Below are 11,950 nucleotides of genomic sequence, written 5' to 3' on the forward strand. Positions count from 1 at the left end.
GGGCTCCGCCCCTCGAACCCCGGCGGGGGCTGCGCCCCCTGCACCCCCCATCGCGCCTGAACGGCGCTCGTCCTCAATCGCCGGACGGGCTGAGGTGGCCGATGCTGCCCAGCACCGAGCAGTTAAGGGGCGCGGGGAACTGCGCGAGGCAGGCTGGGATACACGTGCGGGCCGGCGCCGGTCCTGTCAGGGGCGCGGGGAACTGCGCGAGAAGCGACCGCGGTCCGCACATGACCGGGGGTTAGGGGCGCGGGGAACTGCGCGAGGCAGGCCGGGATAAACGTGCGGGCCGGCACCAGTCCCGCCAAGGGGCGCGGGGAACTGCGCGAGGAGCGACCACGGTCCGCACATGACCAGGGGGTTAGGGGCGCGGGGAACTGCGCACTGCCCGGGGTGCGGGAAGCCCCGGCCGGTGGGGGACGGGCCCAGCGGCCGGGGCGGGGGGTAGGTCAGGCGAGGCCTGCGTTCATTGCGGACAGCAGTTCGCCGTTGGAGGTGTCCCCGCTGAACTCCCAGAAGAAGGCCCCCCGGAGCCCTTGGTTCTTCACATAGGTCATCTTCCCGGTGATCGTGGCGGGTGTGTCATAGCTCCACCAGTTCGACCCGCAGTGGGCATAGGCCGTCCCCGCCACCGTCCCGGTCACGGGGCACGTGGACTTGAGGATCTTGTAGTCCTCGATGCCCTGCTCGTACGTGCCGGGCGCGGGCCCGGTCGCCGTGCCCCCGGGCGCGTCCTGCGTGACGCCCGTCCAGCCGCGTCCGTAGAACCCGATGCCCAGGTTGAGCTTGCTCGCCGGGACGCCCTTGCCGAGGAACTTCTGGATCGCCGCGTCGGTGTTGAAGCCCGCGATCGGGATGCCGTTGTACGACGTGAGCGGGGAGTGCGGGGCGGTGGGGCCCTTGGCGTCCCACGCGCCGAAGAAGTCGTACGTCATGACGTTGTACCAGTCGACGTACTGCGCCGCGCCCCCGTAGTCGGCCGCGTCCATCTTGCCGCCGGTCGAGCCGTCGGCCGTGACCGCCGCCGTGACGAGCGCCGAGCTGCCGAACTTGGTGCGCAGCGCGGACAGCAGGGTCTTCAGGGCCGCGGACCCGCTGGTGTCGCACGACAGGCCGCAGGCGTTGGGGTACTCCCAGTCGATGTCGATGCCGTCGAAGACGTCGGCCCAGCGCGGGTCCTCGACCAGGGAGTAGCAGGAGTTGGCGAAGGCCGTCGGGTTGGCCGCGGCCGCGCCGAAGCCGCCGGACCAGGTCCAGCCGCCGAAGGACCAGAGGATCTTGATGTTCGGGTACTTCTTCTTCAGCTCGCGGAGCTGGTTGATGTTGCCCGCGACCGGCTGGTCCCAGGTGTCGGCGGTGCCGTCCACGCTGGAGGAGGCGTCGTAGGTCTTCTGGTAGTCGGCGTAGGCGTCACCGATCGCGCACTGGCCGTTGGTCACGTTGCCGAACGCGTAGTTGATGTGGGTCAGCTTGCTCGCCGAGCCCGAGGTGACGATGTTCTTCACCTGGTAGTTGCGCTGGTAGATGCCCCAGTCGGTGAAGTAGCCGAGCCGCACCTTGTCACCGCCGGGCTGCGGGCCGCCGCCCCCGCCGGTGGTCGTGACGGTGACCGAGCCGGAGGACGGGCCGGTCTGGTCGGCGGTGTCGCGCGCGGTCACGCTGTAGGTGTACGTCGTGCCCTTGGTCAGGCCCGAGTCGGCGTAACTCGTGCCGGTGACGGTCGCGATCTTCGCGGAGCCCCGGTACACGTCGTAGTTCTTGACGCCCTTGTCGTCGGTCGCCGCCGACCAGGACAGCGAGACACCGGTGTCGGTGACGTTGCTCGTGGCCGGGGTGCCGGGCGCGGAGGGCGGGTTGTCGCCGGGCGGCGTCGAACCGCCTTCGCAGGAGCCGCCGTTGAGCTTGCAGCCCGAGGGCGCGCCGGAGCCGGCGCCGTTGAAGCCGAAGCTCACGCTGGCGCCGGGGGCGATGGTGCCGTTGTAGGACTTGTTCTTGGCGGTCCAGTGCGTGCCGGAGCTGGTGACGTCCGCGTCCCAGGCCGAGGTCACGGACGTACCCGAGGGGTAGTCCCACTCCACGGTCCAGGAGCTGAGGGCGGTGGTGCCGGTGTTCTTGATGGTCCAGCCGGCCCCGAAACCCGAGCCCCAGTCCGAGGACTTGGCATAGGTGGCGGTCGCCGAGCCGGCGGCTTCAGCGGGGGAGGCCAGGCCGACGAGTGCGGCCAGGGGGAGGGCGAGTGCGGTCAGGGCCGCTGCGGCTCTTGATCTGAAGCGCGTACGGATGGCTGCGGTGCTCAAGGCTGCTCCCAGTGGTGCGACGGTGGTGGGGGTGGGACCCTGCTCCGTCCGGTGGGCGCGCCGTTGAGCGTCAGGGATGGCATGCCCACCACAGCAGTGCGGTGAGCGTAGAAAGGTCTGGACCAACCGTCAAGAGGTCCAGACCTCCGACACCGTTCGGTGCGCTAGATCCCCAACTCCTGGGCCAGTACGGCTGCTTGGAGCCTGCTGCGCAGTTCCAGCTTGCCGAGCAACCGGCTGACATGGGTCTTCACCGTGGCCTCGGCCATGTCGAGGCGCAGCGCGATCTCCGCGTTGGACAGGCCGAGGCCCAGGCACGAGAGCACCTCGCCCTCGCGCCGGGTCAGGGTGTCGAGGGCGGCGGGCCGGGGCGGCGGCGCCGGGCGGGTGGTGGTGGCGAACTCCGCGATCAGGCGCCGGGTGACGGCCGGGGCGATCAGACCCTCGCCGCGCGCGACCGTGCGCACCGCCTCGATCAGGTCCTTCGCGTCGGTGTTCTTCAACAGGAAGCCCGCCGCCCCCGCGCGCAGCGCCCCGAACACATACGCGTCGAGGTCGAAGGTGGTCAGGACCAGCACGTCGGCGAGCCGTTCGCCGGTCACCGCGGCCGTCGCCGAGACGCCGTCCAGCTTCGGCATCTGGACGTCCATCAGGACCAGATCGGGGCGCAGTTCCCGGGCCAGGGCGACGGCCCGCTCGCCGTCCGCGGCCTCGCCGACCACCTCGATGTCGGGGGCGCTGGAGAGGATCAGGACGAGCCCGGCCCGTACCGCGTTCTGGTCCTCGGCGACCAGTACCCGGATCGTCATGTGCTCAACATCCTTTCCTCGCAGGGCAGTTGGACCCCGACCCGCCAGAGTTCCGCGCCGTCGGCCCCGGTCACCGGGCCCGCGGCGAAGGTGCCGCCGAGCAGTTCGGTGCGCTCGCGCATCCCGATGAGACCGGCCCCGGAACCCGGCGCGCGGGGGCCGGTGCGGTCGCCGCGGGGGCTGGTGACGCGGACGGTGAGCAGGCCGTCCGCCCGGGTCAGCACCACTTCCACGGTGCCGGGGGCCGCGTGCTTGAGCGCGTTGGTCAGGGACTCCTGGACGATCCGGTAGGCCGCGAGCTCCACCGGCGCGGGCAGCGATCCGCGGCCGGCGCGGCCGTCGTCGAGGGTGAAGACGAGACCGCTGTCGGCTCCGTTGGTGCGGGCCTGGGCGAGCAGCGCGTCGAGCCCGGCCAGGGTGGGCGCGACGGCGGGCTCGTCGGGTCCGCCGGTGTCACGCAGCAGCCCGATGAGGCGGCGCATCTCGGCGAGCCCGTCCACGCTGTTCTCGCGGATCACCGTGAGCGCCTGCCGGGTGGTCGCCGCGTCGTCGAGGGAGAGCGCGGCCGTGGAGTGGATCGCGATGGCGGAGAGGTGGTTGGCCACCATGTCGTGCAGCTCGCGGGCCATCCGGGCGCGCTCGGCGACCACCGCCTGGCCGCGGTCCATCTCGGCCAGCAGCGCGGTCTGTTCGGCCCGCAGCCGGGCGCTCTCCGCCTCCTCGCGATGGTTGCGCACCAGCGCCCCGGTGGTCGCGGGCGCGAACGAGACCAGCGCGGTCACCACCCCGATGAGCAGGGCCTCCGGCTTCTGGAACCAGGCGTAGAAGCCGATCGTCGCGCCCACCGTGATCAGGCCGGTGGTGACCGGGATGCGACGGGCCGAGGCCGGGGTGCCGTACAGGACGGCCGCGTAGACGAGGTCGGTGAACATCACGACCGTGGCCAGGCTGCCCAGGGTGAACTGGTCGAGGACCACCAGGCAGGTGCCGAGCGTCAGGGCGGCCCGCGGGGCGGTGCGGCGCAGCAGTTCGAGCCCGGCGGTGCCCGCCAGGGGCAGCAGCACCCAGGCGCCGCCCAGCGGACGGCCGCCCTGCGTGTGCAGACCGAGCGCCCACAGCAGCAACCCGCCGAGCAGGCCGGCCACGGCGATCAGGACGTCGTCGCGGTGCGGTCGGGAGAACGGGGTCACGCACCCATCCAACACGGCCGCCGCGGCGCGGGCGTCCCCGCCCGGGCCGAGACGCGGCTACACCGAAGGATGCAGCCACGTCTCGTCACTGGCGACGACGCCCCGGCGCCGGGGGCGGGCCAGCCTTGAGGGGTACGAGAGGAGACCACCGTGATCGTCACGCTGATCATCGCCTGCGAAGCCGGGTTCTGGGTCCTGCTGGCCGCGGGCCTCGCCCTGCGCTACCTCGCCGGCATGCGCCGGACGAGCGTGGCGGTCCTGCTGTGCGAGCCGCTGCTCGAAGTGGTCCTGCTCGTGGTGACCGCCGTCGACCTGAAGAACGGCGCGCAGCCGGACTGGAAGCACGGCCTGGCCGCCGTCTACATCGGCTTCTCGGCCGCCATGGGCCACCATCTGGTGACCCGCGCCGACGCCTGGGTCGCCCACCGCTTCGCCGGCGGCCCCCGGCCCGCAAGGGCGCCCAAGGGCGGCGCCGCGCGGACGGCGTACGAATGGCGGACCGCGGGGCGCTACACCGCCGCGGCGCTCATCGCGATCGCCCTGCTCCAGGCCGCGATCTGGTACGTCGGCGGTGACGGCAGCACCGCCTCGCTGCGGACCTGGCAGGGACGGATGCTGATCGTGATCGCCGTCAACCTGGTCATCGCCCTGAGCTACACGCTGTTCCCGAAGCGGACCGCGCGGGCCGAGGATCCGCCCTCGCCGCTCGCCCGGCCGCTCGGACCGGCCGCCGACCGGGCCCCCGGTGAGCACACAGCGGAGGACCGTACGCTGACCGGTCGGTAGCGGGACGACGCGAGGGAGCGCCCATGAGCGGGCCGGGCCGGGCCGGAGACGTACTGGTCGTGGACGACGACGACGCGGTGCGCCGCTCGCTCGACCGGGGACTGCGGCTCAACGGCTTCCGGGTCCGCACCGCCGACGGCGGCCCGGCCGCGCTCGCCGCGATCGCCCGGCGCCCACCCGACGTCCTGGTCCTGGATGTGTCCATGCCCGGGATGAGCGGCATCGAGGTGTGCACCGCGCTGCGCAGGGACGGCCACGACCTGCCCGTCCTGATGCTCTCGGCGCTCGACGAGACCGCCGACCGCATCGCCGGGCTCCAGGCGGGCGGCGACGACTACCTGGTCAAACCCTTCGCCCTCCAGGAACTCGTCCTGCGCCTGCACGCCCTGCTGCGCCGGCGCCCGCCCGTCGAACACGACGTGGTCCGCGCGTGCGGCCTCGTCATCGACCCGGCGGCCCGCACCGCCCACCGCGAAGGCCGCCCCCTCGACCTCACCCGCCGCGAGTACGAACTCCTCGAAGCGCTCGCCCGCAACGCCGGGATCGTCCTCAGCCGCGACCAGCTGCTCGAACGGGTCTGGGGATACGACGTCGACGTGCGCACCGACGCCGTCGACACCTTCGTCAGCTATCTGCGTCGCAAATTGGAGGCCGGCGGGGCGACCCGGCTCGTGCACACCGTGCGCGGCGTCGGCTTCGTCCTGAGGGAGCGGCCGTGAAGCTCGCCACCCGGATCGCGCTCGCCGTCGGCGTCACCGTGCCGCTCCTCGTCCTCGCCTGCGGAGGTCTGCTGCTCGCCCTGGTCGGCCGCGATCTGCACCGCGCCGAGGACAGCCATCTGCGGGCCCGGGCCACCGCCGTCGCCCAGGACGCGCGCACCCTGCTGCGGGCCGCCGCGGACGGTCGCCCGACCGCCGAGGAGAACCGCCAACGGCGCCTGCTGAACACCGCGTTGGACGTGGGCGTACGCCTGGTCGGACCCGACGGCACCTTCAGCGGCGGCCCCCAGCCCGACCCCTCGGTGGCGCTCCCCGCCGTCACGAGGACGCCGGTCACCGTGCGCGGCGGCGGCCGCAGCTGGCGGGCGTACGCGCTGCCCGTCACCGGGGCACAGGTGTCCGGCACCCTGTGGGTGTTCGAGCCGGACACCGCGAGCCGCGTGCAGATCGCCCTCGTCCGCAGGCGCGTCGTGACCACCGCGCTGCTCGCCGCGCCGCTCTCCGCGCTGCTCGCCTGGGGCATCGCGAGTGCCGCGGCCCGCCCGCTCGGCCGGCTGCGGAAGGCCGCGGCCGGGCTCGACCCGCGAACCACGTCGGCCCGCCTGGAACACCGGCCGACACGGGTCGTCGAGGTCGACGACCTGGCCGCCACCCTCCGAATGGTCCTCGCCCGCTACGACGAGCAGGCCGCCCGCACCGCCGAGGCGCTGGACACCGCCCGCTCCTTCTCCGCGGCCGCCTCGCACGAACTGCGCAACCCGCTGATGAGCATGGGGACCAACCTCGACGTCCTGGCCCACCCCGGGCTGCCCGCAGCCGAGCGCGCCGACGTCGTGGCGGACCTGCGGCGCGAGCACGGGCGGCTGCTCGGCATGCTGGTCGCCCTGCGCGAACTGGGCCGCGGCGATCTCGTCGAGGCCGAGGCGTTCCGGACGCTCGACGTCGCGGAGGTCGCCGACGCCGCGGTCGCCGAGGCCCGCAGGCGCGCGCCGGACGCGCTGATCACCCTGGACGCGGGGCCCGCGCCGCTGTACGGCTGGGAGCCGGGCATCCGGATCCTGCTCGACAACCTGCTCGGCAACGCCCTCGCGCACGGCCGGGACGCCGAGGGCCGCGCGCTCGTCGCGGTCGTGGTCGCGAAAGCCGGGGGAGAGGTGCTCGTCACCGTCGACGACCGGGGGCCCGGGATCGCGCCGGGCGCCCGCGACGAGGTGTTCCGCCGCTTCCACCGGGGGCCGGCCAGTACCGGCTCCGGGCTCGGGCTCACCCTGGTCGCCCAGCAGGCGGCGCTGCACCGGGGGAGTGCCGAACTGGGGGAGGCGCCGGGCGGGTCCGGCACGCGGTGCACGGTGCGGCTGCCGGCCGGGGCGGCGGGCCCGGGGCCCGAACTGCCCGCTCGGCGCGACTGGTTGACGGTCACGGCGGGCCGGTCACAAGGTTCCCACAAAGAGCCCTCCTAGCCTCCGGGGCGTAGCCGTACTCACCCCTCGGGAGGCAGCGCCATGAACGACACCATCCACTCGACCAGGTCGATGACGACCCGCCGCCGGATCGCGGCGGCCGCGTTCGCCGCGGCGGCGGTCCTGACCGTCACCGCGCCCGGCGCGTTCGCGGCCGACAAGCCGTCCGGCGGCGCCACGGCGCCGGCGCCCACCTCCGACGGCGCGAAGGGCGTCTGCAAGCGGGCACCCAAGGCGGGCAAGCACGTCGAGCGCGCCCTGAACCGGCTCGACGGGGGCGCCACCACGGTGGGCTCGGTGGCGCGGATGCAGCAGCGGCTCGACAACGCGCGGAAGGAGGGGCACACGGCGATCGCGACGTTGCTCGACCACAAACTGACGTACCGCAAGGGCCTGGTGACGACCCTTCAGCAGCGCCAGAAGGACCTCAAGGACGTGACGTCCTGGTGCGCGGCGAACGGGAACGGGGCGAAGTGATGCGGCGGGGCGGGGTGTGGGTGGTGGGGGTGGCGGTGACGGGGCTGCTGGTCGCTGGCTGCGGGGCGTCGCACGCGCGGCCGGGGTCGTCGTCGTCCTCCACCCCTTCCGTGGGGCAGATGGAGAAGAAGGTGAGCGACGCGGAGTCCGCCGCGGCAGCGGCGGACCAGGACACCCAGTCCAACCAGTGACCCCCCCCCGCCCCTCAGGCCCGGGCCGGGGGCGCCCCGCGACAGGCAGGGTCCCGGGGCCGCGGGGTCAGCGGTCGCCGCCCGGCACCCACAGGACGTCGCCCACCCCCGCGTTCGCCGTCCGCGCGAGGATGAAGAGGAGGTCGGACAGCCGGTTCAAATACGTCGCGGTCAGCGCGTTCATCACGTCCCCGTGGACCTCCAGCGCCGCCCACGTCGAGCGCTCGGCCCGCCGCACCACCGTGCACGCCTGGTGCAGCAGGGCCGCGCCGGGTGTGCCGCCGGGGAGGATGAAGCTGCGGAGCTTCTCCAGGTCCTCCAGGAAGCGGTCGCAGTCCGCCTCCAGCTTGTCCACGTACGACTGCTCGACCCGCAGCGGCGGGTACTCGGGGTTCTCGGCGACCGGCGTCGCGAGGTCCGCCCCGACGTCGAACAGGTCGTTCTGGACCCGGACCAGCACCTTCACGACCTCCTCGGACAGCTGCCCGAGCGCGATCGCCGTGCCGATGACGGCATTGGCCTCGTTGGCGTCGGCGTACGCCGCGATCCGCAGATCGGTCTTGGCGGTCCGGCTCATGTCGCCGAGGGCAGTCGTGCCCTGGTCGCCGGTGCGGGTGTAGATGCGCGTCAGATTGACCATGCGGCCAGAGTAGTTACGCTCCGGCCGTCCGGAACACGCGTGTGCCCACCGTCACGGCGAGCGCCGCGAAACCCGCCGCGACCAGGCCCCCGTACAGCACGGCCGGCGTGGCGTACGCGCCGAGGTAGGCCGAGCGCACCGCGTCCACCAGGTAGCGGAACGGCATGAGGTGGGACAGCACGTCGAGCCAGGCCGGCGCGAGCGTCATCGGCAGCATCAGACCGGACAGCAGCATCGACGGCATGGCGATGGCGTTGACCGCCGGGCCGAACCCCTGCGGCGTGCGCACCTTCATCGCGAGCGCGTAGGACAGCGAGGCCAGCGACAGCGTCAGGAGCGCCACGAAGACGAAACCGATCAGGACGCCCGCGAGCGGGGCGCGCAGCCCCATCACCACAGCGGCGAGCACGAGCAGCACCGCCTGGAAGACGAACAGCGCGGCGTCCCGCAGCACGCGGCCCAGCAGGAGGGCGAGGCGCGAGACGGGGGTCACGCGCATCCGCTCCACCACGCCCCAGCTGTTCTCGATGATGATCGCGAACCCTGCGAACGAGGCGCCGAACAGGCCGAGTTGGAGCAGCAGGCCGGGGACGAGCACCTGCCAGGAGCTGCCCCGCGAAGCCAGCGGCAGGTCCGTCAAAAGGGGGCCGAAGAAGAGCAGGTAGAGCAGCGGCATCAGGACGCCGAAGAGGATCTGGAACTTGGAGCGCAGGGTCTGGCGGGCGTACCTGCCGAAGATCAGCGCGGTGTCGGAGAGCAGGGGCGAGGCGGTCATGGGGAGGTCCTGGAGGGGTGTCGGCTAGACGGCTACGGGGGCGGATTCCTGGGGCGGGGCCGGGCGGCCGGTGATGGCGAGGAAGGCGTCCTGGAGCGAGGCGCCGGGGCCGCCCGCGTACCGGGTCTTGAGGTCGGCGGAGGTGCCCTCGGCCACGACCACGCCGCGGTCCACGACCACCAGGCGGTCGGCCAGCGCGTCGGCCTCGTCCAGGTAGTGCGTGGTGAGGAAGACGGTGGTGCCGTGCTCCGCCCGGATGCGGCGGACCAGGTCCCACAGGTCGGCGCGGCTGCCCGGGTCGAGCCCGGTGGTCGGCTCGTCGAGGAACAGCACCGCGGGCCGGTGCATGAGGCCCATCGCGATGTCCAGGCGGCGCCGCTGTCCGCCGGAGAGGGTCGACGTCTTGCGGTCCAAGAGCTCCGACAGGCCGAGGTCGGCCGCCAACTCCCGTGCGCGCACGGCGGATTGGGCCCGGCCCAGGCGGTAGAGGCGGCCCTGGGTGGACAGCTCCTCGCGGACCGAGAGCGTCGGGTCGACGCCCCCGGACTGCGGTACGTACCCGCACGCCCCGCGTACGGCGGCGGGGTCGCGCAGCAGGTCGTGCCCCGCCACCGTCGCGGCGCCACCGGTCGGCGGGAGCAGCGTGGTGAGCATGCGCAGCGTCGTGGTCTTGCCCGCGCCGTTGGGGCCGAGGAAGCCGAGGATCTCGCCGGGCTCGACGGTCAGGTCGATGCCGCGCACCGCCTCGACGGGCCCCGCCTTGCTCTGGAACGTCCGGGCGAGCCCGGCCGTGCTGATGATTGCCATGCCCGTAAGAAAAACAGGGCCAGGCCAAAATTGCAACGGCCCCAAAATTTAAGTGGGCTCACACATCGCCTACGCTGGTGCCATGGCAGAAGGGCTCAGGGAGCGGAAGAAGCGCGAGACCCGGCAGCGGATCTCGGACCTGGCCACCGGGCTCTTCCTGGAGCGCGGCTTCGAGGCGGTCACCATCGCCGAGATCGCCGAGGTGGCCGATGTGTCGGTGAACACCGTCTACAACTACTTCCCCGCCAAGGAGGACCTCTTCCTCGACCGCAGCAAGGGCATCGTCGACCGGCTCTCGCGCTGGGTGCGGGGCCGCGACGCGGGGGAGTCGGCCGCGACGGCGGTGCTGCGCGAGCTGCGCGGCGAGGTCGAGTCGGTGTCGCCGCGGGTCGGCCTGATGGAGGGCTACAGCCGCTTCATGGCGGTCGTCGAGGGCTCGTCCGCGCTGAAGTCGCGGCTGTGGGCGGTCGGCCAGGACGTCCTGGCGAACCTGGAGGCCACCCTGCGCGAGGAGACCGGCGCGGCCCCCGGAGATCCGCTGCCCGCGCTGATCGGCGGTCAGATCAACTGGGTCCACCAGACGGCCATGGCCGTCATCGGCCGCGAGATGATGGCCGGCCGCGACCCGCGGGAGGTCTCCCGCGAGGTGCTCGTCCTCATCGACGAGATGGAGGGGCTGCTGGGGGACAAGGTGCTCAACTACGCCGTACGGGGCGCCCGCTGAGACCCACCTCACGCCCCGCGGTGTGATGTCCGTCATCTGAGACGTGACGCGCATCTCTTAGCCCTCCCAGAACGCCGCGCGGCCGATAGCCTCCGCCAAGAAGGCTTGGGTGGAATCGCGTTGGAGGGAAGTGTCGTGGCCAGGAAGCTCGCCGTCATCGGAGCCGGACTCATGGGGTCCGGTATCGCGCAGGTCTCGGCCCAGGCGGGCTGGGACGTCGTCCTGCGCGACGTCACCGACGAAGCCCTCACCCGCGGCACCGACGGCATCAAGGCCTCGTACGACAGGTTCGTGAGCAAGGGGCGGCTGGCCGCCGAGGACGCCGAGGCGGCCCTCGCCCGCATCACCACGACCACCGATCTGGACGCCGCCGCCGACGCCGACATCGTGGTCGAGGCCGTCTTCGAGAAGCTGGAGGTCAAGCACGAGATCTTCCGCACGCTCGACAAGATCGTCCGTCCGGAGACCGTGCTCGCCTCCAACACCTCCGCCATCCCGATCACCAAGATCGCGGCGGCCACCGAGCACCCCGAGCGGGTCGTCGGCGTCCACTTCTTCTCGCCGGTCCCGATGATGCAGCTGTGCGAGCTGGTGCGCGGCTACAAGACCAGCGACGAAACGCTCGCCGCCGCGCGGGAGTTCGCCGAGTCGGTCGGCAAGACCTGCATCGTGGTCAACCGCGACGTGGCCGGCTTCGTCACCACCCGCCTCATCTCGGCGCTCGTCGTCGAGGCGGCCAAGCTGTACGAATCGGGCGTGGCCAGCGCCGAGGACATCGACCTCGCCTGCAAGCTGGGCTTCGGCCACGCGATGGGCCCGCTCGCCACCGCGGACCTCACCGGCGTGGACATCCTGCTGCACGCCACCAGCAACATCTACACCGAGTCCCAGGACGAGAAGTTCGCCCCGCCGGAGCTGATGCGCCGGATGGTGGACGCGGGTGACATCGGTCGCAAGAGCGGGCAGGGCTTCTACAAGCACTGAGCCGCCGACCACCCCGGACCTCACTCGCACGAGTGAATTAGGTATCGGTTCGCTCACGGGCGGCAACTTCTGCGGCCGTGCGGCAGTCAGT

The 11,950-nt window shown here is 72.6% G+C and carries 13 protein-coding genes and 1 CRISPR repeat array; of the genes, 7 read left to right on the plus strand and 6 right to left on the minus strand.

The window, feature by feature from the left end:
• Positions 1–125 precede the first annotated feature (125 nt).
• A CRISPR array of direct repeats spans positions 126–387; the repeat unit is 23 nt; unit sequence AGGGGCGCGGGGAACTGCGCGAG.
• Between the two features lie 62 nt (positions 388–449).
• From ACGF3I_RS22700 to ACGF3I_RS22710, 3 genes are all read right to left on the minus strand, one after another.
• Entirely contained in the window at positions 450–2,297 is a 1,848-nt protein-coding gene (locus tag ACGF3I_RS22700) for a glycosyl hydrolase family 18 protein (RefSeq protein ID WP_393134733.1), read from the minus strand.
• A gap of 164 nt (positions 2,298–2,461) precedes the next feature.
• Positions 2,462–3,106: a response regulator gene (locus ACGF3I_RS22705; protein WP_393134736.1), complete on the minus strand. Its 645-nt coding sequence runs from the start codon at positions 3,104–3,106 to the stop codon at positions 2,462–2,464.
• On the minus strand, positions 3,103–4,296 hold the full coding sequence (locus ACGF3I_RS22710) for a sensor histidine kinase (RefSeq protein ID WP_393134738.1): 1,194 nt from the start codon (positions 4,294–4,296) through the stop codon (positions 3,103–3,105). The genes ACGF3I_RS22705 and ACGF3I_RS22710 overlap by 4 nt, the downstream gene beginning before the upstream one ends.
• A 150-nt stretch (positions 4,297–4,446) precedes the next feature.
• Between ACGF3I_RS22710 and ACGF3I_RS22715 the strand changes: the two genes are divergently transcribed.
• From ACGF3I_RS22715 to ACGF3I_RS22735, 5 genes are read left to right on the plus strand one after another with little or no spacing between them, the layout of a single operon-like run.
• Positions 4,447–5,082 carry a hypothetical protein gene (locus ACGF3I_RS22715; protein WP_393134741.1) on the plus strand — a complete coding sequence of 212 codons (636 nt, stop codon included), beginning with the start codon at positions 4,447–4,449 and terminating at the stop codon, positions 5,080–5,082.
• 23 nt (positions 5,083–5,105) lie between these two features.
• Positions 5,106–5,801, plus strand: coding sequence for a response regulator transcription factor (locus ACGF3I_RS22720; protein ID WP_393134743.1), 696 nt, complete (start codon positions 5,106–5,108; stop codon positions 5,799–5,801).
• Positions 5,798–7,261, plus strand: coding sequence for a sensor histidine kinase (locus ACGF3I_RS22725; RefSeq protein ID WP_393134745.1), 1,464 nt, complete (start codon positions 5,798–5,800; stop codon positions 7,259–7,261). The genes ACGF3I_RS22720 and ACGF3I_RS22725 overlap by 4 nt, the downstream gene beginning before the upstream one ends.
• A 42-nt stretch (positions 7,262–7,303) precedes the next feature.
• Complete coding sequence (locus ACGF3I_RS22730) at positions 7,304–7,738, plus strand: hypothetical protein (protein ID WP_393134747.1); 435 nt, start codon at positions 7,304–7,306, stop codon at positions 7,736–7,738.
• The gene (locus ACGF3I_RS22735) at positions 7,708–7,929 is read left to right on the plus strand and encodes a hypothetical protein (RefSeq protein ID WP_393134749.1); all 222 of its coding nucleotides are present in this window, start codon (positions 7,708–7,710) and stop codon (positions 7,927–7,929) included. Before ACGF3I_RS22730 ends, ACGF3I_RS22735 begins: the two co-directional genes overlap by 31 nt.
• Positions 7,930–7,996: 67 nt before the next feature.
• Here ACGF3I_RS22735 and ACGF3I_RS22740 read toward each other — a convergent pair whose 3' ends face one another.
• The 3 genes from ACGF3I_RS22740 to ACGF3I_RS22750 are packed head-to-tail and all read right to left on the minus strand — an operon-like array spanning position 7,997 to position 10,151.
• Positions 7,997–8,569 (minus strand): cob(I)yrinic acid a,c-diamide adenosyltransferase, encoded by a 573-nt coding sequence (locus ACGF3I_RS22740; protein WP_393134751.1) that lies wholly within the window; start codon positions 8,567–8,569, stop codon positions 7,997–7,999.
• Between the two features lie 13 nt (positions 8,570–8,582).
• Positions 8,583–9,344 carry an ABC transporter permease gene (locus ACGF3I_RS22745; protein ID WP_393134753.1) on the minus strand — a complete coding sequence of 254 codons (762 nt, stop codon included), beginning with the start codon at positions 9,342–9,344 and terminating at the stop codon, positions 8,583–8,585.
• A 24-nt stretch (positions 9,345–9,368) separates the two neighbouring features.
• A complete protein-coding gene (locus ACGF3I_RS22750; RefSeq protein WP_393134755.1) occupies positions 9,369–10,151 on the minus strand; it encodes an ABC transporter ATP-binding protein in 783 nt (260 codons plus the stop codon).
• 82 nt (positions 10,152–10,233) lie between these two features.
• Here ACGF3I_RS22750 and ACGF3I_RS22755 point away from each other — a divergent pair, with 82 nt between their 5' ends.
• Positions 10,234–10,875 carry a TetR/AcrR family transcriptional regulator gene (locus tag ACGF3I_RS22755; RefSeq protein WP_393134758.1) on the plus strand — a complete coding sequence of 214 codons (642 nt, stop codon included), beginning with the start codon at positions 10,234–10,236 and terminating at the stop codon, positions 10,873–10,875.
• Between the two features lie 135 nt (positions 10,876–11,010).
• Positions 11,011–11,859, plus strand: a complete 849-nt coding sequence (locus ACGF3I_RS22760) for a 3-hydroxyacyl-CoA dehydrogenase family protein (RefSeq protein ID WP_267056429.1) — start codon at positions 11,011–11,013, stop codon at positions 11,857–11,859.
• The last annotated feature ends 91 nt before the right edge of the window (positions 11,860–11,950 follow it).

The organism is Streptomyces sp. NPDC048111, from assembly GCF_043202815.1.
In the GTDB taxonomy this organism is placed as follows: Bacteria; Actinomycetota; Actinomycetes; order Streptomycetales; family Streptomycetaceae; genus Streptomyces.